Source organism: Pleomorphomonas sp. T1.2MG-36 (genome assembly GCF_950100655.1).
Taxonomy (GTDB): Bacteria; Pseudomonadota; Alphaproteobacteria; order Rhizobiales; family Pleomorphomonadaceae; genus Pleomorphomonas.
In genome coordinates, this window is record NZ_CATNLY010000023.1 from 788,774 (window position 1) to 811,399 (window position 22,626).

At 65.2% G+C, this 22,626-nt stretch carries 17 protein-coding genes and 1 riboswitch; of the genes, 5 read left to right on the forward strand and 12 right to left on the reverse strand.

The features are described 5' to 3' along the window. Positions 1 to 116 precede the first annotated feature (116 nt). The 3 genes from pnp (at position 117) to QQZ18_RS15075 (ending at position 3,275) form a co-directional block, all read left to right on the forward strand. Positions 117 to 2,255, forward strand: a complete 2,139-nt coding sequence (gene pnp, locus QQZ18_RS15065) for a polyribonucleotide nucleotidyltransferase (RefSeq protein WP_284541733.1) — start codon at positions 117 to 119, stop codon at positions 2,253 to 2,255. Between the two features lie 173 nt (positions 2,256 to 2,428). Next, entirely contained in the window at positions 2,429 to 2,704 is a 276-nt protein-coding gene (locus QQZ18_RS15070) for a hypothetical protein (protein WP_284541734.1), read from the forward strand. 250 nt (positions 2,705 to 2,954) lie between these two features. Continuing rightward, a complete protein-coding gene (locus QQZ18_RS15075) occupies positions 2,955 to 3,275 on the forward strand; it encodes a hypothetical protein (RefSeq protein WP_284541735.1) in 321 nt (106 codons plus the stop codon). A 3-nt stretch (positions 3,276 to 3,278) separates the two neighbouring features. Here QQZ18_RS15075 and QQZ18_RS15080 read toward each other — a convergent pair whose 3' ends face one another. The 7 genes from QQZ18_RS15080 to QQZ18_RS15110 all read right to left on the reverse strand — a co-directional run bounded on the left by QQZ18_RS15080 (position 3,279) and on the right by QQZ18_RS15110 (position 12,870). Beyond that, a complete protein-coding gene (locus QQZ18_RS15080) occupies positions 3,279 to 4,220 on the reverse strand; it encodes an ABC transporter permease (RefSeq protein ID WP_284541736.1) in 942 nt (313 codons plus the stop codon). Continuing rightward, positions 4,217 to 5,266: an ABC transporter permease gene (locus tag QQZ18_RS15085; protein ID WP_284541737.1), complete on the reverse strand. Its 1,050-nt coding sequence runs from the start codon at positions 5,264 to 5,266 to the stop codon at positions 4,217 to 4,219. The genes QQZ18_RS15080 and QQZ18_RS15085 overlap by 4 nt, the downstream gene beginning before the upstream one ends. Beyond that, positions 5,266 to 6,783, reverse strand: coding sequence for an ABC transporter ATP-binding protein (locus tag QQZ18_RS15090; RefSeq protein ID WP_284541738.1), 1,518 nt, complete (start codon positions 6,781 to 6,783; stop codon positions 5,266 to 5,268). Before QQZ18_RS15090 ends, QQZ18_RS15085 begins: the two co-directional genes overlap by 1 nt. Further along, complete coding sequence (locus QQZ18_RS15095; protein ID WP_284541739.1) at positions 6,780 to 8,195, reverse strand: amidase; 1,416 nt, start codon at positions 8,193 to 8,195, stop codon at positions 6,780 to 6,782. The genes QQZ18_RS15090 and QQZ18_RS15095 overlap by 4 nt, the downstream gene beginning before the upstream one ends. A gap of 8 nt (positions 8,196 to 8,203) precedes the next feature. After that, positions 8,204 to 9,184 carry a BMP family protein gene (locus QQZ18_RS15100; protein WP_284541740.1) on the reverse strand — a complete coding sequence of 327 codons (981 nt, stop codon included), beginning with the start codon at positions 9,182 to 9,184 and terminating at the stop codon, positions 8,204 to 8,206. Between the two features lie 153 nt (positions 9,185 to 9,337). Then, on the reverse strand, positions 9,338 to 11,743 hold the full coding sequence (locus QQZ18_RS15105) for an MGH1-like glycoside hydrolase domain-containing protein (protein ID WP_284541741.1): 2,406 nt from the start codon (positions 11,741 to 11,743) through the stop codon (positions 9,338 to 9,340). Between the two features lie 95 nt (positions 11,744 to 11,838). Beyond that, positions 11,839 to 12,870 carry a LacI family DNA-binding transcriptional regulator gene (locus QQZ18_RS15110; protein WP_284541742.1) on the reverse strand — a complete coding sequence of 344 codons (1,032 nt, stop codon included), beginning with the start codon at positions 12,868 to 12,870 and terminating at the stop codon, positions 11,839 to 11,841. A 312-nt stretch (positions 12,871 to 13,182) separates the two neighbouring features. Here QQZ18_RS15110 and yicI point away from each other — a divergent pair, with 312 nt between their 5' ends. After that, positions 13,183 to 15,501: an alpha-xylosidase gene (gene yicI / locus QQZ18_RS15115; protein WP_284541743.1), complete on the forward strand. Its 2,319-nt coding sequence runs from the start codon at positions 13,183 to 13,185 to the stop codon at positions 15,499 to 15,501. Between the two features lie 89 nt (positions 15,502 to 15,590). Here the strand turns inward: yicI and QQZ18_RS15120 are convergent, their stop codons facing one another. The 5 genes from QQZ18_RS15120 to QQZ18_RS15140 all read right to left on the reverse strand — a co-directional run bounded on the left by QQZ18_RS15120 (position 15,591) and on the right by QQZ18_RS15140 (position 20,798). Continuing rightward, entirely contained in the window at positions 15,591 to 16,658 is a 1,068-nt protein-coding gene (locus QQZ18_RS15120; RefSeq protein ID WP_284541744.1) for an ABC transporter ATP-binding protein, read from the reverse strand. Next, complete coding sequence (locus QQZ18_RS15125) at positions 16,655 to 17,482, reverse strand: carbohydrate ABC transporter permease (RefSeq protein WP_284541745.1); 828 nt, start codon at positions 17,480 to 17,482, stop codon at positions 16,655 to 16,657. Before QQZ18_RS15125 ends, QQZ18_RS15120 begins: the two co-directional genes overlap by 4 nt. Beyond that, positions 17,479 to 18,381: a carbohydrate ABC transporter permease gene (locus QQZ18_RS15130; protein WP_284541746.1), complete on the reverse strand. Its 903-nt coding sequence runs from the start codon at positions 18,379 to 18,381 to the stop codon at positions 17,479 to 17,481. Before QQZ18_RS15130 ends, QQZ18_RS15125 begins: the two co-directional genes overlap by 4 nt. A gap of 121 nt (positions 18,382 to 18,502) precedes the next feature. Further along, complete coding sequence (locus QQZ18_RS15135) at positions 18,503 to 19,732, reverse strand: ABC transporter substrate-binding protein (RefSeq protein WP_284541747.1); 1,230 nt, start codon at positions 19,730 to 19,732, stop codon at positions 18,503 to 18,505. A 388-nt stretch (positions 19,733 to 20,120) separates the two neighbouring features. Then, positions 20,121 to 20,798 (reverse strand): energy-coupling factor ABC transporter permease, encoded by a 678-nt coding sequence (locus tag QQZ18_RS15140; RefSeq protein WP_284541748.1) that lies wholly within the window; start codon positions 20,796 to 20,798, stop codon positions 20,121 to 20,123. A gap of 32 nt (positions 20,799 to 20,830) precedes the next feature. Continuing rightward, positions 20,831 to 21,035, reverse strand: a riboswitch (cobalamin riboswitch). Between the two features lie 283 nt (positions 21,036 to 21,318). Between QQZ18_RS15140 and QQZ18_RS15145 the strand changes: the two genes are divergently transcribed. Next, positions 21,319 to 22,614, forward strand: a complete 1,296-nt coding sequence (locus QQZ18_RS15145) for a solute carrier family 23 protein (protein WP_284541749.1) — start codon at positions 21,319 to 21,321, stop codon at positions 22,612 to 22,614. Positions 22,615 to 22,626 lie beyond the last annotated feature (12 nt).

The window sequence follows — 22,626 nt, forward strand, 5'->3', positions numbered from 1 at the left end:
CGGCGTGTTCCGCACCCTGGGGCAGGATTGCCAGACGCTCGCCTCGCCTGGAGAGGAGCGTCTCGTCGTCTTGCCCGTGGGCCGCGCGCCGGACCAGACAAGAACGGAACAAACGCATGTTCGATATTCAGAAAGTCGAGATCGACTGGGCCGGCCAGAAGCTGACCCTCGAGACGGGCCGTGTTGCTCGCCAGGCCGATGGCGCGGTGCTCGCGACGCTCGGCGAAACGTCGGTCCTCGCCACCGTGGTCTCGGCCAAGCAGCCGAAGCCCGGCCAGGACTTCTTCCCGCTGACCGTCAATTACGAAGAGAAGGCCTTCGCGGCCGGCAAGATCCCCGGCGGCTATTTCAAGCGCGAAGGCCGTCCGGCCGAGCACGAAGTGCTCACCTCGCGCCTGATCGATCGCCCGATCCGCCCGCTGTTCCCCGATGGCTACAAGTGCGACACCCAGGTGATCGTCACCGTGCTCAGCCATGACATGGTGAACGCTCCCGACATCCTCGCCCTGGTCGCCGCTTCGGCTGCCCTTACGATCTCCGGTGTGCCCTTCATGGGCCCGGTCGGCGCTGCCCGCGTCGGTCTGATCGAAGGCGCCTACGTGCTCAATCCGCCGGTCGACAAGATGGTCGATTCGAAGCTCGACCTCGTGGTCGCCGGCACCGGCGATGCCGTGCTGATGGTCGAGTCCGAGGCCCAGGAGCTCGACGAAGACACCATGCTCGGCGCCGTGATGTTCGGTCATCGTGGCTTCCAGCCGGTGATCGACGCCATCATCCGTCTGGCCGAGCGCGCCGCCAAGGAGCCGCGCGAGTTCGCCGCCCCCGACGTGTCGGAGATCGAGGCGGCGGTTCTCGCCATTGCCGAGGCCGACCTGCGGGCTGCCTACAAGATCACCGCCAAGCAGGAGCGCTATGTCGCCGTTGACGCCGCCCGCGCCAAGGTGATGGCCGAGCTGTTCCCCGAGGGCGCCGAGCCGAAGTTCGACAAAGAAAAGGTCGCCACCGTCTTCCACGACCTGCAGGCGAAGATCGTCCGCTGGAACGTGCTCGACACCGGCCTGCGCATCGACGGCCGCGACACCAAGACCGTCCGCCCGATCGTGGCCGAAGTCGGCGTGCTGCCGCGCGCCCACGGCTCGGCGCTGTTCACCCGCGGCGAGACGCAGGCCCTCGTGGTTGCCACTCTCGGCACCGGCGAAGACGAGCAGTATATCGAGACGCTGGAAGGCACCCGCAAGGAACGCTTCCTGCTGCACTACAACTTCCCGCCCTTCTCGGTCGGTGAAACCGGCCGCATGGGCTCGCCCGGCCGCCGCGAGATCGGCCACGGCAAGCTTGCCTGGCGCGCCATCCATCCGGAGCTGCCGGCTCATCACGAGTTCCCCTACACCATCCGCGTGGTGTCGGAGATCACCGAGTCGAACGGTTCGTCGTCGATGGCCACCGTCTGCGGTTCCTCGCTGGCCCTCATGGACGCCGGCGTGCCGCTGAAGGCGCCGACCGCCGGCATCGCCATGGGTCTCATCAAGGAAGGCGATCGCTTCGCGGTGCTGTCCGACATCCTGGGTGACGAGGACCATCTCGGCGACATGGACTTCAAGGTGGCCGGTACGGCAGCGGGCATCACCTCGCTGCAGATGGACATCAAGATCACCGGCATCACCGAAGAGATCATGAAGGTCGCCCTGGCCCAGGCCAAGGGTGGTCGCGAGCATATCCTCGGCGAGATGTCCAAGGCGCTGACCGGCGCCCGCTCCTCGATCGGCGAGCATGCCCCGCGTATCGAAGTGATGAAGATCAACCCCGACAAGATCCGCGAAGTGATCGGTTCGGGCGGCAAGGTCATCCGCGAGATCGTCGAGAAGACCGGCGCCAAGATCGACATCCAGGACGACGGCACCGTCAAGTTCGCTTCGTCCGACCTCAAGGCGATCACCGCCGCCATGAACTGGGTGAAGGGTATCGCCGCTGAGCCGGAGATCGGCGCCATCTACGAAGGCACCGTTGTGAAGTGCGTCGACTTCGGCGCCTTCGTCAACTTCTTCGGCACCCGCGACGGCCTCGTCCACGTGTCCCAGCTCGCTCCGCAGCGCGTCCAGAACGTCAAGGACGTCGTCAAGGAAGGCGACAAGGTGTGGGTCAAGCTGATGGGCTTCGACGAGCGCGGCAAGGTTCGCCTGTCGATGAAGGTCGTCGACCAGACCACCGGCCAGGAGATCAAGCAGGAAGAGAAGGCCGAGCCCAAGGACGAGTGACGTCCGCTTCCGGCAAAGACGTTGGCGGCCGGCGGGTATTCCCCGCCGGCCGTTTTCATATCGGCGGTCTTGTTGCCTTTGGAGCGACCCGCACTTGACAGCAGGCCGCCACTGGCTCTTGATGCGCGCCGACGAACGCGCCGCCGAAGCGGCTGCATCCAGGACGCCATTCCATGCTGGTCAAGACCGACGATCTGCCCCACGAAGTTCGCTACACCAAGACCGACGCCGTCATTTCCGCGATCGGGGCGACCCTGCTGATCGTCTCCGAAATGCTGGGCGCCATCGTCGCCTTTGCCTGGGCGGTCGGCAGCATGCTCGGGCTTAGCGAGACGCCGATCCTGATCTTCGTCGGCGTCATGGCCGTTCCAGGTCTGATCCTGTCCGCGACACTTACGCGTCGCATCCTGCGTGTCGAGCACTCCCTGCGGGACAGCGGAAGCTTCTGAACGTTCGAACGACGTTTCCGATTTCGGGCGTGGCGATTGCCGCGCCCTTTTTGTTTTTGGCCTGATCCCGTCTTCTCCTCGCGCGCCGATGACCGAAGGCACTTTCGGCGTGGGAAGTTATGACCAGGCCGGCAACCATTCGCTTACCGAAGGCAGCGCTTTGGTAGAATCGGTCGAATGTCCACGTTGTCATAGGCCGAAAACGTGCTATTTCCGCAGCTGTAGGGTGGCCCTGCGAAAGGAGAGAGCGATGATTTTTCCCCGAGAGCTCGTCGCTAGAATCGACGCCAGTCTAATCCGTAGCCAGATTTCTCAGGCGCCCTCGGATGGTCTCGAAGAGATCGCGACCGTGGCACTGGGGTTGGCCAAGGGTGACCGGGATGTGGCTCGCGGGCTCATCCTCAACGACTTCGAAGACTGGCTGTCGCGCACAGGGCGCCTGAACTCCAGCTACAGCTTCGCAAGCTACCCTCAGTTCCGAAAGGGCAAGAGGCGCGCAAGCCTGTTCGGCGCGCAGGCCTGGACCTATCTGCTGCCCAAGCGCACCATCTCCCTGCGTCACTATGCGTGACCATCAGCGCTCGCCGCGCCTGTAGGGCTGCATCAGCGCCTGCGGAACGCGCGCGCGCCGCGCCATGACGCACAGGGCAGCGATCGACAGGATGTAGGGCGTCATCAGGAACACTTGGTAAGGTACCCCATCGACCGCAGTCTGCAGACGCAGCTGAAACGCATCGAAGAAGGCGAACAGCAGCGCACCAAACAAGGCCCGTCCCGGCCGCCATGAGGCGAAGACGACGAGGGCGATGCAGATCCAGCCGCGCCCCTGCACCATAGTCGGGAAAAAACTGTTGAAGGCCGACAGCGTGAGGAAGGCTCCTCCCACCGCCATCAGCGCCGATCCGGCGATGACCGCGCCATAGCGCACCGCCATGGGGTTGACACCCTGTGCCTCGGCGGCGTGCGGGTTTTCGCCGGTCATGCGGATGGCAAGGCCAAGCGGCGTTCGAAAGACGACATAGGCCAGAACAAGCGACAGCAGCAGGGCAAGATAGGTCGGCGGCGTCTGGGTCGACAGCACGGGGCCGACGAAAGGGATCTCGGCCAGGACAGGCACGTTGACGGGCGCGAAAGGCTCGATGGTCGGAGGGCTACCGGCGAGCGGCACGATCAGGCGAAAGAGATAGTAGCTGAAGCTCGAGGCGAACAGCGTGACGCCCAGGCCCGACACGTGCTGGGAAAGCCCAAGCGTCACGGTGAGCGACGCATGAAGCAGACCGAAGGCGGCGCCGGCGATCGCGGCGACCAGAAGTCCCGTCCAGAGATCGGCGCCGTGGTAGACGGCGAGCCAGCCGATCATGGCGCCGAAAGTCATGATGCCTTCGATGCCGAGGTTGAGCACGCCTGCCCGCTCGCAAAGCAAGGCCCCGAGCGTGCCGAAGATCAATGGCGTGGCGATCCGAAGCACCGCCGCCCAGAGGCCGGCCGAGGCGACGATATCGAGAACGGTGCTCATCGGCGTATCCTGTACTGGGCGAAAAACACCGCCACCAGCATGGTGATCAACGACAGTGCGACGGTGACGTCGGCAATGTAGGTCGGGATTTTCAACGCCCGGCTCATGCCATCGGCACCGACGAACATGGTGGCCGTGAACAACGCTGCCAGCACGACGCCTAGGGGATGGAGCCCAGCCAGCATGGCGACGACGATGCCCGAATAGCCGAAGCCGGGCGACAGGTCAGTGGTGACGTAGCCCTTGACGCCCATGACTTCGACGGCCCCGGCGAGGCCGGCGAGACCTCCTGAGAGGCAGGCAACGAAGAACAGCGTTCTGGCGAGCGGCACGCCGGCAAAGACGGCGCCTTCGGGACTGAGGCCGGCGGCGCGCGATTTCAGGCCGAACACCGTGCGGCTCTGTACGAAGTGGACGACAAAGGCGAGGGCGACAGCGATGCCGAAGCCCCAGTGCAGGCGCGAGCGGGCCACCAGCTTGGGCAGCATTGCCACGTCGGGCACCGACTGACTTTGCGGCCAGCCGAAGGCCAGGGGGTCCTTGAGCGGCCCGTCGATCAGCATGGAAACCAGGAGCACGGCGACGAAGTTGAGCAGCAGGCTCGTCACCACCTCGTCGACGGAAAATCTCAGTCGCAGCCATAACGGGACGATCAGGAGCACCATACCGGCAATGGCTCCGACGACCAGCAGCAGGGGGATCGACAGATAACCGGGCGCGCCGACCAAAAACTGGGATCCGACCGCCGCCACGGCGATAGCGCCCAGATAGAATTGCCCCTCACCGCCGATGTTCCAGACGCGGGCCCGGAAGGCGACGGCGGCGGCGAGACCGGTGAGCATCAGCGGCGTCGCTCGCGTCAGGGTCTCGGTGGCCGACAGGCGGGAGCCGAAGGCTCCGACAAGGATGCGCCAGTAGGCTTCAAGAACCGGAGCACCGGCAGCGGCGATCAACAGGCCGGAGAGGGCCAGGGCGGCTACGATGGCGAGAAGCGGCGTCAGGATGATCAAGGCGAGCGGGCGATGCTCGCGGCGTTCGAAGCGCATCAGGCCGCCTCTTTCTTCCAGGCGCCGGCCATCATCAGGCCGAGCGCGCGCGCATCCACCTCGCCGGCCGAGACCGGTGGCGAAAGGCGGCCGCCGACGATGGCCTGGATGCGATCGGCGAGCCCGATCACCTCATCTAGGTCTTCGGAAATGAGAAGCACGGCGGTTCCGGCCTTTCTGGCATCGAGGATACGGGCATGAACGGCGGCGACGGCGCCTTCGTCGAGACCCCGCGCCGGCTGGGCGGCAATCAGAATGCGCGGCCGTTCGGCCAGGTTTCTGCCGAGAATGAGCTTCTGCATGTTGCCGCCCGACAGAAGGCGTGTGCGGGTGTAGGGCCCGCCGCCGCGTACGTCGAAATCACTGACGATGGTCTCAGCAAAGGCGACGGCAGCGCTGCGGTCGACGAGCCCGTGCCGCGAGAAGCGCGGTTCGTCGATGCGTTCCAGCACCGCATTCTCCCAGACCGCCATCTCGCCGATCGCCCCCTCGCGCGTGCGATCTTCGGGAATGCGTCCGATGCCCGAGGCTACCGTATCGGCCACCGAAAGATCGCCAATCGCTTCTCCATAGAGCAGGATGTCACCCGAACTGCGGGCGAGCGTGCCGGACAGAAGGCCGGCAAGCGCCGCCTGACCGTTGCCGGACACGCCGATGATGCCGAGGACTTCGCCGGCATGCAGTCGAAAGCTGACCTCCTTCAAGCGATCGACGCCGTCGATACGAACAGAAACGGCCGCCGCCTCCAGCACCGGAGCGCCACGCTCGTGCGCGTCGCGCACAGGCCGGGCGACCCTGTGGCCGACCATCAGTTCGGCCAGCTCGGCCTTCGATGTCTCGGCCGCCCGACACTCCGCCACCACCTTGCCGCCGCGCAGCACGACGACCCTGTCGGCGGCGGCCATCACTTCATCGAGCTTGTGCGAAATGAAGATCAGCGACAGGCCCTGCCGCGCCATCTCCTTCAGCGTGACGAACAGCGTCTCGGCTTCGAGATTGGTCAGGACCGCCGTCGGCTCGTCGAGGATCAGGATGCGCGCGTCGTTGTAGAGCGCCTTCAGGATCTCGACGCGCTGCTGCTCACCGACCGAAAGATCGCCGAGACGGGCATCGGGATCGACGACAAGGCCGAAGCGTTCGGCGAGTGCCGTCAGCTTGGCTCTGGCCCGGCCGGTTTCGGAGCGGAGGGACCACAGCTTCTCGGTGCCGGTCATGACGTTTTCCAGCACGGTCAGATTGGGCGCCAGAGAGAAATGCTGATGCACCATGCCGATGCCGGCATGGATGGCGGCGCGCGGACGCCCCGGAGGCAGATCGGCTCCGGCGATGCGGATGCGTCCCTCGTCGGGCGTGTAGTGACCGAACAGGATACTCATGAGCGTGGTCTTGCCGGCGCCGTTCTCGCCGAGAAGCGCCACGATCTCGCCCCGCGCCAACGTCATCGAGATGGCGTCGTTGGCCTTGTTGTCGCCGAAGCTCTTGCTGACGCGATCGATTTCGAGAACGGTTTCGGTCATGAGGGCAATCCAGCGACTGGGAAGGCATGTTGCCAGCGGCCGTCCGCTTCCAGCGTCGCGCCGAGCGTCAGAAGCTGACGATCGGCGCCGAGTGGGGCAAACATCTGCACCGGGAGCGGCAGACCGTCGGCATCGGCGCCGAACGGCAGCGTCAGCGCCGGAAAACCGGAGATGTTGGCCAGCGTTGCGAGAGGAGCCAGCGATACCATGCGGTTGAGATGAAGGTCGGTATCGCGATGGTCGAACGGGGACGATCCGATCGGCGGCGGTGGGGAGGCGAGCATCGGTGCAAGTAGGACGTCGATCCGGTCGAACAGACGCCAAAGATTGCGCGACACCAGGACGCCGGCAGTCTGGGAGCGCCAGAGGTCGGTGGCGGAAAGTGCCCTGCCCCGCGCAGCGAACGCCTGGGTGACGGGTTCGGCAAGCGAGATGTCGAGGCCCGGCGTCTCGGAGAGGGCTGCGAGATTGGTCGAGATCAAATCGTAGAAGAGACTGGCCGAGGCTTTCGCCATGGTCGAGACATCCGACCAGGCGAGAGGTACGAGCCGGTGGCCACGAGCTTCGAGGAAACGAGCGGCCGACTCGATGGTGGCGGACCGTTCGGCTGTCGTGGGATGATCTGAACCCGTCTCGCACAGGACGCCGATGGTGAGCGGTTCCGTCCTTGGCTCGGCAAGCACAACGTCGGCAAAGGGGCCGCGCGTCTTGCCGCTGACTGACGCCAGCAAGGCAGCACTATCGCGAACGCTGCGCGACACACAGAGTTCCGAGGCGATACCGCCCAGGTGGTTACCGAAGGCGGGGCCGGCGGGCATCACGCCCCGGCTCGGCTTGAGGCCGACGAGACCGCAGCAGGCGGCCGGGACCCGAATGGATCCCCCCGCATCGGTGGCGTGCGCGACGGCGACGATGCCCGCGGCGACGGCCGCCGCCGCGCCGCCCGATGAGCCGCCGGGCGTCAGGGCGAGGTCGAGCGGGTTGCGGGCGATCGGACCGATTGCCGGCTCGCTCGCCAGCGCCAGGCCGAACTCCGGCGCGGTGGTGAGGCCGAAAGGCAGCAGGCCGGCGGCGCGGAACCGGTTCGCCAGATCGGAGTCGGGCGCATCGGGCCTGAGCCTTGAGAACAATCGCGACCCGGCAACGACCGGCAGGCCGGCAAACGGTCCACCGAGATCCTTGGCCAGCGTCGGGACACCACAGAACGGACGCGCGGCGAAGCGATCGACATCGGTACGCCGTTCGGCGTCGGCGGCATCGGCCTGCCGCCGGCCGAGGTCATCATCGACATGGCAGAGCGCGCCGAGATCGGCGCGCGATGCGGCAGCGGCGAGAGAAGCCGCCATGGCCTCGCCGGCAGTGAGGCGACCGTCACGGATCGCCCCGGCCAGCGCTATCGCATCGTCTTTCATGAGCCGGCTTACTTAGGTTCGGCGGTGTCGCGCGGCACCTCGAAGGCACCGGACTTGATCTTGGCCCGCACCTCTTCCATCGCCGCTTCGGCATCGGCCGGCGCACCCCCCTTGGCATAGGCAATGTCGCTTCCGCCTTCCTTCATCAGGCCGAAGGCGGTGTAATCCTTGCCGACCGGCTTGCCGGCTGCGGCATCGGCCACGGCGGCATTGAGGATCGGCCGGAAACCCCAGAGGGCGTTGGCGAACACGGTGTCGGGATAGCGTGGCGTGTAGTCGATCAGCGAACCGACCGCCTTGATGCCGCGTTCCTTGGCAGCGTCGGCTGTGCCGATGCGTTCGCCGAACAGGATGTCGGCGCCGGCATCGATCTGGGCAAGGCCAGCTTCGCGGGCCTTCGGCGGATCGAAGAAGGTGCCGATGAAGGTGACAAGGTGCTTGGCCTCGGGATTGACCGCCTTGACGCCGGCCGCGAAGGCGTTGATCAGCATGTTGACCTCGGGGATCGGCATGGCGCCGACCGAACCGACGACATTCGACTTGGTCATCTTGCCGGCCAGCATGCCGGCGAGATAGGCGCCGTCATGGTTCCAGGTGCCGAAGACGCCGAAGTTGTCGCCGGACGCCGCACCCGACGAGCCGAGCACGAAAGCCGTCTCGGGATAGTCGGCCGCCACCTGACGGGCCTCCTTCTCAACGGCATAGGCTTCGCCAATGATCAGCTTGTTGCCGGCCTCGGCATATTCGCGCATGGCGCGCGGATAGTCGGTGCCCGAGACGCCTTCGGAGAAGGTGTATTCGATGGCGCCATCGGCGGCGGCGTCCTGCAATGCCTTGTGCAGACAGGAATTCCAGGCGTTTTCGACCGGCGAGGCGTGGATGCCCGCGACCTTCAGCGGCGTGGCGGCACGAACCGGAAGAATGAGACCGCCGACGCCGAGCGCAAGGCCCGACGCCAGCACGGCGCGGCGGGAAAGACGGTGATCCATGGTGGTCCCTCTGGCTTTTTGATTGTATTTCGAAAGCCGTATCAGTGCTCAAAATTTTGTCAAGTTATCGCCGGCCACAAATTTGGGCATAAGAGGAGATAGGAAGGGACGCCATCACTTACGGGTGCATGTTTGCCGAATACCCGCCTCCAATCAGCCGACACGGATGAGCTCGAGCGCCCGAATGTCGGCGTCGTTGCGAGGGCCGCCGATGCCACCGGGGCTGATGTAGGTACTATTTGATGAAAGATAGCTCATGTTGAAAAAGTCGGCGATCTCTACCCTGTAAAGGCCTGCCGCAAGGCGTAGAGGCAGCATGGTCGACCGACGAAGCGGATTGACCGGCGTCATGTGGGGCATCTGCACGACGCCCGTTGCGATTTGTTGCCCATCGTCGCCGAACACGCCCACCCTCTTCACCGCATTGGTGACGCCGGTCTGGATGTGGAAACTGTGGTTCCGATAGAGAAGCGCCAGCCTGTAGTCGCCGGCCTGCCGCACCGCCACCTCGGCAAAAACCAACCCAGCGCCCCGCCGCTCGACGCCGGGGCCGTCGACGCCGAGGGTCAGCACGGCGCCAGCCTCGATCGCCGCCTCGCGCGATGGATGTGAGGCATTGCCGCTTTCGGCGAAACGCGCGACGACACGATAGGCGCGCCGGATCCCAGACCCGAGCGGCTCGGGATCGTGCCAGGCAGTGTCCGACACATCGCTCGCCGCCACCTCGCCATCGCGCAGCACGGTGAAAAGGAGGGGATCGCTCCGGCCAGAACGCGGCGGCTGGCCTTCGAAGTTGAGCCGCACCCGTCCACTCTCGATGACGAGGTCGACAATCAACGGCTCGCGCGGCGAGAAGACGGGCGGATCGTCATGGGTGGCAACATCGACAGTCGGAATCAGCGCCAGCCTGGAATCGTCGGGAACGAGTTCACCGAAGAACACCTCGACGAGATTGTCATCCCGCAACAGGGCATCACTGATAACACCCCTCACGACTTGGCCATTGAGGCAGACCTCGCGCACCGCGTAATACCCCTGCGCGGCAACGCGCGGCGGCAGGTCGAGGGTGATGGCGACCCGCTTGCCATGGTGGACGAGGCCATGAAGCTCCGCCCTGCCCTCACCCAACCGATCTCTCGCATGGGCGGTCAGGAAAGGCGCCAGACGGAACCCGTCCGATTCCGGCCTGTAGCCGAAGAGCGCCGCCGTCACCATGCCGAGATAGCCGCCGACCGACCAGAGCTGGCGTGCGGAGGAAATGCGCGGACCGTCGTCGAACCAGGTGCGGCCGGTCAGCCATTCCTGGTTCTCGACATTGTCGAGATTGAGCGCGGCGGCACGGACAAGCGAGTCCAAGGCGTGGTCGAACGCGGCGACGGCCTGCACTTCGGCGGCCGCCAGCAGTTCGTAGGCGGTGACGAAAGGCCAGATGGCCCGGTTGTGGTAGCAGAAGACATCGGGCTGAGCCGGGTAGTAAACAGGCACGCCGAAAGGCACGTGCGGGTAGGTGGAGAGGATTCGTGCTGCCCGCTCACGATCTGCGATCCCCGCCAGAATGACCAGGGACAGGCCAAGCATGTCGAACTTTTCGACAGGCAGAGCCGGACTGTCGGGTGTGGTGATCGAGGCGTAGAGCCCCTTCCCTTCCAGCCAGAAGCCGCGGTCGATAGCCGCACGAAGCTCGGCGGCCCAGCCGGCGTAAAGATCGGCCGTGGCCTTGTCGCCCCGTTCGGCGGCAAGGCGAGCGGCGAGATCGAGCGCCTTGTAATGACAGACGTTGGTGGACAGCGCCTTGGAGGTGGCGATGGTGGTGAGGTCGTCGATCGCCCACGGGGCATAGGTCTGGTCGCGCCAGTCGAGGAAGGACTGTTCGCCGCGATAAAGTCCGTCAGCGGCATCGAAGGCCGCGAGCCGGTCGGCTTCGATGGTGCCGGACAGCGCGCGAAAGGCCGTGTCGGCAAAGGCGGCGCGCGCAGCGCCATGAAGCGTTCCGAGCAGCGCTTCGGCGCCGAACGCCCAGGAGACGCGATCGGTGCTCACCGGCCAGCTGCCACCTGAACCGGTGTCCTGGACGATCTGAAGGCTATCCGCCGGTAGCTCGTCCGGCAGGGCGAGACCATCGCGGAAGGGGCTCACCTTGTAAAGGAGCGTGGTTGCCGCCCGTTCCGGGTCGAGGACGGCAAGCCCGAGGTGGGTGGCGTAGGACACATCGCGCGTCCAGACATAGGTCCACTTCTCGCCGGTCTGGAAGCATTCGCAGGGAATGGGTTCGCCGTGGCGATAGGCGCCGTCGCGGATCGACGAGACGGCGTTGAGGCGAGCGTCGTCGACGGCTTGGGCAAACAGCGCGTCGAACAACGGCGAGCCCGTCAGAAGGCGCGGATCAGTCGGCCGCTCCTCGACGCGCCTGTGACGCGAGGGATTGTCGCGCCGCGCGGCCGTGGTCGTCAGCTCGAATACCCGGCTCCCGCCGGACATTCCGACCTTCACCTCGACCGTCTCGTCGCGTCCGGACGGGTCGGTGGGAAAAGGCGGAAAGGACTGGCTTTCCTCGCGCATGATCGTCTCCGGAAGAGGGCGAATCGACTGGCCGCCCTTTTCCAAGATCTACGCCGGTCCGTCGTCGCCCGGAACACCCAGAGGACATGCAATGATCAGCCGACGCGGAAGTCGTCGCTATCGCGGCCGACCAGCTCCCAAGGCCAGATCTCCTGGATCAGCGCGCCGCCATAGCTATCGGCGAAGCGCGGCATCGAGGCCAGCAGCGCCTGGGCGAGGCGCCGACCCAGACCGTAGAGATCGAGGCGGAAGCAGGTGAGCGGCGGCGCCATGAACTGGGCGATGGTCGTATCGGCCGAACAGCTGAGGATCGCCACATCGCGCCCCGGCTGCAAGCCGGCTTCCGACAGGCAGGCATAGGCGCCGACCACTGCCCGATAATGAGGAAAGATCACCGCGGTCGGCGGCTCGGCCATGGCGAGGAAGTCGGTCATAGCCTTGTAGCCGCCCTCCTCATGAGTGTCGGCCTTGATCATCAGCGCTTCGTCGACGGCGATGCCTCGGTCCATGAGTTCGCGCCGGTAGGCGTCCTGCAACATGGTGTCGAGCCGATAGCCGGGGTCGCCGGTGACCAGCGCAACACGCCGATGGCCGAAGCCGGCGAGGCGATCGATCGTGGTCCGCATGGCGAAATTGAAGTCGAGATCCATCCAGGGATGGCTGCCGCCCGACCATGACCGCCCCATGGTGGCAAAGGGAAAATTGCGACCGGCGAGATAGTCGAGGCGTGGATCGTTGTCGCGCGTCTCGGCCAGGATGAGCGCGTCGGCCTGCCGCCGCTCGACGATGCGCTTCACCCGGTCGAGCATATCCATGCCCGGCTTGTTCAGGTGGATGACGAGGTCGAGACCATGCTCGGCGAACTGATCCTGAATGCCGCGCGACAATTCCATGAAGAACATCGTGTCGGTCTTGGACGTAAGATCGGTGGACAGCAGCAGCGCCACGACGTTGAGCGTACCCTGGCGGAGACTGCGTCCAGCCTGATCCGGCGCGTAACCCAGCTCCGCCGCCGCCTCGAGCACGCGCTTGCGCGTCTCGGCGTTGACCTCCGGATGGCCGTTGAGCGCCCGCGACACCGTTCCGATGGAAATGTTGAGATGGCGCGCCAGCTCCTTGATGCCCAATCCCTCATCCTCCGCGTCCAGCGCCGAAGCCCACGCCGGAGGGGCCCTGCCACCCCCGTCTTTCAGCAGAAATCCGGCCTGCGATCAATAGCGGACACCCTCGGCGACGCCGGTGGCGTCTCTTCGCCATGCCACCAACGTCGGCAATGCTCCGATACAAAAGCCCTTTGACAGAAGAGCGCGTCGCCGCTATCGTCGTAAACGTTTACGGAATATAGGAAGGCCGTGAAATCGCAAGCCCCACGAAGGTCTTGGCGACGAGCGGCGGGCGCATGCTCCCCTTGCGGCGGAGCGGCTCCGGGGAGGACGACAATGAAGTTCAGCGACGGCAACTGGATGCTGCCGGCAGGCATGAGCATTCTCAATCCGCATCACGTGCATGCGGTGCGTACGGAAGCCCGCAAGGCCGAAATCCTGGCGCTCGCCGTACGCGGCCAAGGCCGTGCCGACCAGATCAACGCACCGACGCTGACCGTGACGCTGACCGCGCCGATGGAAGGCATCATCGGCGTGCGCATCGAGCATCACAAGGGCGCGGCAAAGCGCGGCCCGGCCTTCGAACTCTTCCCCGACGAGTCCTTCCGGCCGACCATCGTCGACGGCGAGGATACCCTGACCTTCACCTCCGGCGATCTGACGCTGACCATCTCCAGAGATGGCGACTGGCGGACCGAGGTGACGCGCGGCGGCAAGCGGCTGACCGGCACCGGCTTCCGGGAAACGGGTCACGCCAGCGTCGCCGGCGAACCGGCGCATGTGTTCGAGCGGCTCGATCTCGAGGTCGGCACGCTGGTCTACGGGCTTGGCGAGCGTTTCTCCCCCTTCGTGAAAAACGGCCAGAGCATCGACATCTGGAATCAGGACGGCGGCACGTCCACCACGCAGGCCTACAAGAGCATTCCGTTCTTCCTGACCAACCGAGGCTGGGGCGTGCTGGTCAACGATCCCGGCCGGGTCGGCTTCGAGGTGGCATCGGAGAAGGTATCGAAGGTGCAGTTCGCTGTCGAAGGCGAGGCGCTCGAATACTACCTGATCGACGGCCCGACGCCGAAGGCGGTGCTGGAGCGCTACACCCGCCTCACCGGCCGGCCGGCGCTGCCGCCGGCCTGGTCGTTCGGCCTCTGGCTGACTACCTCCTTCACCACCGACTACGACGAAGGCACCGTCAACTCCTTTGTCGACGGCATGTTCGAGCGCGACATACCCCTGCATGTCTTCCACTTCGACTGCTTCTGGATGCGCGGCGTTCACTGGTGCGATTTCGAGTGGGATCCAGAGGTGTTTCCCGATCCTCAGGGCATGCTGGACCGCCTCAGGGAAAAGGGGCTGAAGATCTGCCTCTGGATCAATCCCTACATCGCTCAGGCATCGAAGCTGTTCGACGAGGCGGTGGAGAGGGGCTACCTGCTGAAGCGGCCGGATGGCAGCGTCTGGCAGTGGGATCTCTGGCAGGCTGGACAGGGCATCGTCGACTTCACCAATCCGGAGGCGGCGGCCTGGTACGCCGGACATCTCAAGCGCCTCGTCGCCATGGGCGTCGACGCCTTCAAGACCGATTTCGGCGAGCGCATCCCGACCGATGTCGTCTGGCATGACGGCTCGGATCCGGGGAAGATGCACAACTACTACTCCTTCCTCTACAACAAGGTGGTCCACGACGCCTTGATCGAGACGCGGGGCGAAAGCGTGTTGTTCGCCCGTTCGGCCACCGTCGGCGGCCAGCAGTTCCCCGTGCATTGGGGCGGCGACTGCTATTCCGACTATCCGGCCATGGCCGAGACGCTGCGCGGCGGCCTGTCGCTCGGCCTCTCCGGCTTCGGCTTCTGGAGCCACGATATCGGCGGCTTCGAGAACACCGCCGAGGCCGACGTCTACAAGCGCTGGTGCGCCTTCGGCCTGCTCTCCAGCCACAGCCGCCTGCACGGTTCGAAGTCCTATCGGGTCCCCTGGCTGTTCGACCAGGAGGCGGAGGCGGTGCTTCGTGACTTTGCGCGCCTCAAGTGCTCGCTGATGCCCTATCTCTACGCCGCCGCCGTCGAGGCGTCGGAAACCGGCGTGCCGGTGCTCCGGGCCATGCTGCTCGAGTTCCCGGACGATCCCGGCGCCGAGACGCTCGACCGCCAGTTCATGCTGGGCTCGGCCCTGCTGGTCGCGCCGGTGTTCGACATGAACGGCGAGGTAGCGGTCTACCTGCCAGCCGGCCGCTGGACACAGCTTCTGAGTGGCGAGGTGGTGGAAGGGCCGGGCTGGCGGCGCGAGACGCACGGGGTCATGAGCCTGCCGCTCTACGTGCGGCCAGGCAGCCTCATCGCCTTCGGCAGCAACGATCGTCGGCCGGACTATGACTACGCCGACGGCATCACCTTCGCGCTCTATGAGCTTGCCGATGGCGCTAGCGCCACGGTCACGGTGCCGGACTATCGCAACGGGGCACCGGCGTTGACGCTGACGGTGCGCCGCGACGGCAATCTCATCGTTGCGACCCCTGACCGCGACCACCCCTATGCGCTCCGGCTCGTCGGCATCGGTCATGTCGCCACCGTCGACGGAAGCGGCGACTTCGAACAGCGTTCCGGCAGCGTTACCCTCCGCGCCGCCGGCCCGCTTCGGATCACCCTCCCACCGGCCTGATGGCCGCGCCACGCATGGCAACGATCCGAAGCAGAAACCCCGGAAGCGCGGCTTCCGGGGTTTTTCTTGCGCTACGATGAGGGGGCCGGCTAGAGCCGCCGATCTGTCGCCGCGTCGAAGACATGGATGTTGGCATCGGCAAAGGCCAGGCCGACGCGGTCGCCATGCGCAACCAGCCGGCGGCCGGTCTCCACCACGATCATTTCCGGCGTCGTCGCCGTGGTGACGAAGGTTGTCGAACCGGTCGACTCGGTGAAGGCGACGGGCGCATCGAAGCGGCCTTCCCCCGGTGCTGTCAGCGTGATGTGCTCGGGTCGGATACCGATCAGCACATTGGCGCCCGCCGGCGCGGCAACAGGAGTCTGGAGGCGGAACGCGCCATTGCCGAGGTCGACGGTCACGGCGCCACCCTCGGCCACCGTTGCCGGCAGGAAGTTCATGGCCGGCGAACCGATGAAGCCGGCAACGAACTTGTTGGCCGGCCTGTCGTAGAGATCGAGTGGCCTCCCCTGCTGCTCGATGATGCCGGCCCGCAGCACGACCACGTGGTCGGCCATGGTCATGGCCTCGATCTGATCGTGCGTCACATAGACCGAGGTGGCGCCGAGCCGGTCGTGCAGAGCGCGGATTTCCTTGCGCATGTGAACGCGCAGCGCCGCGTCGAGATTGGACAACGGCTCGTCGAACAGGAAGGCCTTGGGATTGCGGATGATCGCCCGGCTCATGGCGACGCGCTGGCGCTGGCCGCCGCTGAGCTCGCGCGGATAGCGGTGAAGAAGGTCGGACAGACCGGTGGTCGCGGCCACCTCGGCTGCGGCCTTCTTGCGTTCGGCCTTGGAGACGCCATGCACCCGTAGCGAGTAGGTGAGGTTCTCCTCCACCGTCATGTGCGGGTAGAGGGCGTAAGATTGGAACACCATGGCGACATCGCGCTTGCGCGGCGGCAGCTTGGTCACCACCTCGCCGGCGATCGAGATGTCGCCGCCGGTGATCTTTTCCAGGCCGGCCAGCGAGCGCAGCAGCGTCGACTTGCCGCACCCGGACGGACCGACCAGCGCGACGAAGCTGCCCTTGTCGATGGACAGGGTGATGTCTTTCAGGGCGTGGTAGGCGCCGTAGTGCTTGTTGACGCCGGAAAATTCGATCTGCGTGGTCATTTCAGGGCTCCGGAGGTCAGGCCAGAGACGATGCGCCGCTGCAGCAGCACGAAGGTCGCCAGAATGGGCGTCACGTAGATCGAGGCGAAGGCCATGATCCGGTTCCATTCGTTGGTGTTCGGGCCCATGAATGCGTTGAGGCCGACCGAGCTCGGCTGCAGCTCGATTTCCTGGATCAGCGACTTCGAATAGACGAACTCGCCGAAGGCCTGCATGAAGATCAGGATGGCGGAAACGAGGATGCCGTTGCGGGCAAGCGGCAGCACGATCGACCAGAAGGCGCCGACGCGCGAGTTGCCGTCGACCAGAGCCGCCTCCTCGAGTTCCATCGGCACGCTCATGAAGGTGGCGCGCACCAGAACGATGAAGAAGGGCATGCTCTTGGCCGCGATCGCCAGGATCACCGCCGTGCGCGGGTAATCGAGAACGCCGGTGAGGGTGAACAGCACGAAGATCGGCGTGATCATCAGCGAGGCCGGCAGCACCTGAAGCATCAGGACGAGAAACAGCCCGACATCGATCCAGACGTTGCGATAGCGGGCGAGCACATAGGCGGCGCCGGTGCCAAGCACGGCGATCAGCGCCACCGAGCCGGACGCGATCACCACCGAGTTCCACAGGAACTGGCCCATGCCCTTCAGCTGGAACACGAAGGGAAAGATCGACCACTGCGGATCGTCCGGCCAGAAGGATGGTGGCGTCGCGAACATCTCCGAACCGGTCTTCAGCGCGGTGATGTACATCCAGTAGAGCGGGAAGAGATAAATGGCGGCGAGCAGCAGCGCGATGACGAGCAGCAGCCGGTTCCTATTGGTCTCGCTCATCCTCTCACCTCATGACGGGTCGACCGGACGTAGTAGACGGACGCAAGCATCACAACGACGATCATGATCACCGAAATGGCGGCGCCCTTGGCGAAGTCGTACTGCTTGAAGGAAAGGTCCCAGGCCCAGTATTGCGCGACGTTGGAGGCGTTGTTCGGACCGCCCGAGGTGATGGCGGCGAACAGATCGAACTGTTGCAGCGTGAAGATCAGACCGAGCGAGATCAGCGCGCCGATGGTCGACCGCATCATCGGCAGGGTGATCGTCCAGAAGCGGGTCAGCGCACCGGCACCGTCGAGTTCGGCCGCTTCATAGAGGTCGGCGGGGATCGACGACAGGCCGACCGACAGCAGGATCATGTTGAAGGACATGCCCAGCCAGATGTTGGCGATGATCACGCTCCAGAGCGCGAAGGCCGGATCGGAACGCCAGAAGACGTTGCCGGAGATGATGTGGAGCTCGCGCAGCACGAAGTTGAACACGCCGAAGTCGCCCGACAGCAGCCAGTTCCAGACAGCACCGACCACCAGGCCCGGCATCACCCACGACACCAGGAACAGGCCACGCAGCCAGGAGGCACCGGGGAAATTCGTCCAGAAAAACAGCGCCAGCGCGAAACCGAGCAGGAACTGACCGGCGATCGAGGCGACGAGAAACGTCGCCGTATGCCCCATGATCGGCCAGAATTCTGGCTGGGCGATCAGTTGGCGATAGTTGTCGAAGCCGACCCAGGGCCGGATGAAGCTGCCGAGACTGAACATGTCCACGGCCTGGAAGCTCATCACGACATTGTAGACGAGCGGAATGCCCGACAGCACGATGAGAAAGGCGAGCGGGACGCCGATCAGGCAGAGGTCGAACCCTCGGCCGTCGACGAGACTGGAATAGAGGCGTCGCATCGGTCCTCCCCGCATCCACGCCGCGGCCGGCCGCCGGCACGGAGCAACGCCCTTGCCGGGCGCTGCGGTCAACACGCTGGAATGGCGCTCCGGCCCATGCCGGAGCGCCTTGTCGAAAGGGTCAGCCGAGAATGCCCTTGATGGTGGTGGCAGCCTGATCGAGCGCGTCCTTGGGGCTCGCCTGACCGGTCAGCGCCGACTGGATGGCGTCCTGAATCGCCTTGGAAATCTTCATCCAGTCAGGATGCGGGCCACGAGGCTGGGCGTATTTCAGCTGTTCCATGAACACCTTGACGGCGGCGTCCTTCTTGGCGTCGCCAGTCGCAGGGATGTCGATATTGGCGCGCGCGGCGAGCTGGCCCCAGTCGGGGAAGACGCGCGGGTCCTGCGATACGAAATATTCCAGCGCCTTGAAGGCCTCGTCCGGGTGCTTGGAGCTCTTGAAGATGGCCCAGTTGAAATCGCCCATGGCCGACGAGCGCGGCGCACCGACTTCCGGTACCGGCATGAGCGCCACGCGCCAGTCGAACTTCGCCTCCTGCGACATGCGATTGAGTTCCCACGGCCCGGAAATGACCATGGCGGCGTTGCCGGAGTTGAAGGTGCCGGTGGAGTCCCACTGGCCGCGCGTCAGCGTATCCGGCGACGCGAGCTTTTCGTCGAGCAGCGTTTTCCAGATGGTGAGCGCGCGGACGGCACCGTCGGTGTTGATCTTGTCAAAGCCGCCGCCGGTCATCTGCGCCCACGGCAGGAACTGGAAAGTCCCCTCTTCCGAAGCCTTGGCCGAGAAGGCGATGCCGTAGACGTTCTTGGCGGGATCGTTGAGCTTGCGGGCGGCGTCGACGAGTTCATCCCAGGTCTGCGGCGGCTTGTCCGGGTCGAGGCCCTTCGCCTTGAACATGTCGACGTTGTAGTAGAGGGCGATGGTGTTGGTGGCCTTCGGCACGCCGAACAGCTTGCCGTCCCAGGTGACCGAGGCCAGCGGGCCGGGGAAATAGTCTTCCTTGTGAATGACGGCCGACTTGGCTATGCGGTCGGTGAGGTCGAGGAAGACGCCGTGCGAGGCGAACAGCGCATGTTCGGGATTGTCGATGGCGATGATGTCGGGCGCCTGACCGGTTGAATAGGCGCGCATCGCTTCCGAGGTCACATCGTCGAAATGGATCTGACGGTAGACGACCTTGATGTCGGGATTCTTCTCACCGAACTCCTTGGCGAGGTTGAGGCCCGGCTGCGTCTCGCTGTCCTGACACCAGATGGTGATGGTGACCGGGTCGGCAGCATGCGCCGCCATGCCGAGCGCCGCGGCGCCAGCATAGAGCACCGCCCCCAGAATTGCCGATGTCTTCATGCTCCCTACTCCTCCAGTTGGCCGGCCGGCCCCGGCTCGGGATGACCGGCGGGACCGAGAACGACGGGCAGCGGTTCGACAGGTTGTCCGGCCTCAAAAGAGCAAGATTCACCGTTCGCCATCCATGCTCGCCGGCACGGTCATGGCGCCCGAAGGCCTCAGTCCGGACAGGACTCTCCTCCCTGCCTGCTTGCCACCGTAAACGTTTACGACGTTATGCGGAAAGGCTCGCGGCTGTCAAGACCACCGGAGGTCGACCACCGGCGACACTGCGCGTCGGCGAGAGGAAACGGGCGAAGAGGTAGTGAGGCGAGTACAGGCTCAAAAAGCAACCACGCCGCCCCGATGGACCGGGGCGGCGCGGCAACACTGCGTCAATATGAAGCGGTCAGGCGGCGTCGTAGAGGCGGCGCTCGACCAGGAAGCTGCCCCGCAGACCGTGGAGGAGCTTGGCGCCGGCAAGGACCGCCAGATCGACAAGCGGCTCGACGAGGATCACCAGCATGTAGGCGCCGCCGAACGAGCCGATGGCCGCGAAATTGTCGACGGTGAAGCCCTGACCGTAAAAGGCCCAGAAGCCAACCCAGGCGACAATGCCCGCCTGATAGGCGGTGGAGAGCGCGAGCGCCTGCCTGTACTTCAAATCGACATAGGGCGTGGCGGGCGCGACGATGCCGCGCGCCAGCGCGCTGAGGCCGAACAGCGGCACCAGAAGCGTGGTGACGTTCATGCCATACTGGGGCAGGTCGAAGGGAGCGAAGAACAGCCCCTGGATCAAAAGACCGAGCGCAAGGCCGATAGCGGCAGGCGCCGCGCCGAACAGCAGGAACAACGTCGAGCCGAGGATCAGATGCACCTCGGACACGCCGACCGGATAGTGCGGCAGCACTTCAAAGAACGAAAAGACAAGCGCAGTGGTGGCAACGCTACGCAGCCCCAGCGACAGAACGCCGTTCTCGCGCGCCATGTTCCAGGCAAGCTTCACGCCGTAGCCGGCCGCGCCGGCCGCCGTCAGATAGCTGAGCCAAAGTTTACCGTCGGCCACCAGGCCGGGTTCGATATGCATGTCAGTCTCCTTTTCCGTCTCACCCGACGGAATCCGATATGTTGCGCGAGGCCGGTCTCCTGGCTCGTGGATCGCTGCCTGTCGTCCGCCTTCCCGGGAGATCCCAGTGGCTTTCCGGACGGAGACTCACCACGCACAGTCGCGGGGGCGGCCGGGGTTCGGATCGTGATCCTTCCCCGTTCCCGTTTCATCTCGGCGGCCGCATGCCGCCGAAACACCTTGCACACCCTCACCTGCTGGCAAGCCGTCATGGCTGTCAAGCCGATTCGGCTGCGCCAACCGCGCCTCGCGGACATCGGCTGCGCTGATTTTTCTGTGGATTACCAATGGGTTGAATTCTGACCATCTGGTCAAAATGTGCGTTTTCATGTTGAAAATCAGCGTCTCGCGCACCGAGCCCTCGGCCGGGGTCGTAGAAGGCTGCTCTTTCGCCTTCTTACGTCTTGGAGATAGTGACCATCTCGCCTTTCCCATGCGGCCGCCCACGGGGGGACGACCGGGGACAACAGACGAGACAATCATGACAACAAGCCCAACCGAAGGCTGGTTTCCGCGCTGGAAGCTGACCACCGCCGATCGCGTCGCGCCCGAGGAGCGCCTGCCCTGGCCGCAGACCCTGATCGCCGGCTTCCAGCACGTGGTCGCCATGTTCGGCTCGACGGTGCTCGCACCGATCATCATGGGCTTCGATCCCAACGTCGCCGTGCTGTTCTCCGGCATCGGCACGCTCATCTTCTTCATCGTGGTCGGCGGCCGCGTGCCGTCCTACCTAGGATCGAGCTTCGCCTTCATCGCCGTGGTGATGGCCGCCTCCGGCTATGCCGGGACCGGCGCCAACGTCAACATTTCGGTGGCGCTCGGCGGCATCATCGCAGCCGGCGCGCTCTATGCGCTGATCGGCCTCATCGTCATCAAGATCGGTTACGGCTGGGTCGAGAAGCTGATGCCGCCGGTCGTCACCGGTGCCATCGTCGCCGCCATCGGTCTCAATCTGGCGCCGATCGCCGTGAAGGGCATCTCCGCGACCGGCTTCGATCGCACGGTCGGCCTGATCACCATCGTCGCGGTCGGCGCCGCCGCCGTTTACTCGCCGGGCATGCTGCGCCGCATTCCGGTGCTGATCGGCGGCCTCGTCGGCTATGTCATCTACTGGCTGGGGGCCGCCTCGTTCGGCGACGTGCCGATCGACTTCTCCAAGCTTGACGCCGCCCCCTGGTTCGGCCTGCCGACCTTCACGGCACCGACATTCTCGACCAGCGCAATGGCGCTGATCGCGCCGGTGGCGATCATTCTGGTCGCCGAAAACCTCGGACACATCAAGGCGATCGGCGCAATGACCGGCCGCAGCCTCGATCGTTATGTCGGCCGGGCGTTCCTTGGCGACGGTCTTGCCACCATGCTGTCAGGCAGCTTCGGCGGCACCGGCGTCACAACCTATGCCGAGAACATGGGTGTGATGGCGGTGACCAAGATCTACTCGACGCTGATCTTCGTCATCGCGGCAGCGATCGCCATCCTGCTCGGCTTCTCGCCGAAGTTCGGTGCGCTGATCGGTACCATTCCCGGCCCGGTGATCGGCGGCCTTTCCATCGTCATCTTCGGCCTGATCACGGCGACTGCCGGCCGCATCTGGGTGGAGAACAAGGTCGACTTCTCCGAAACCAAGAACCTGATCACCACGGCAGCGGCGGTGATCGCCGGCGCTGGCGATCTCACGCTCAACATCGGCGGCTTCACGCTGGGCGGCATCGGCACCGCGACCTTCGGCGCCATCCTGCTCTACGCGCTGCTCGACCGCGGCCCGAAGCGGGCCTGACCGGACGGCCGA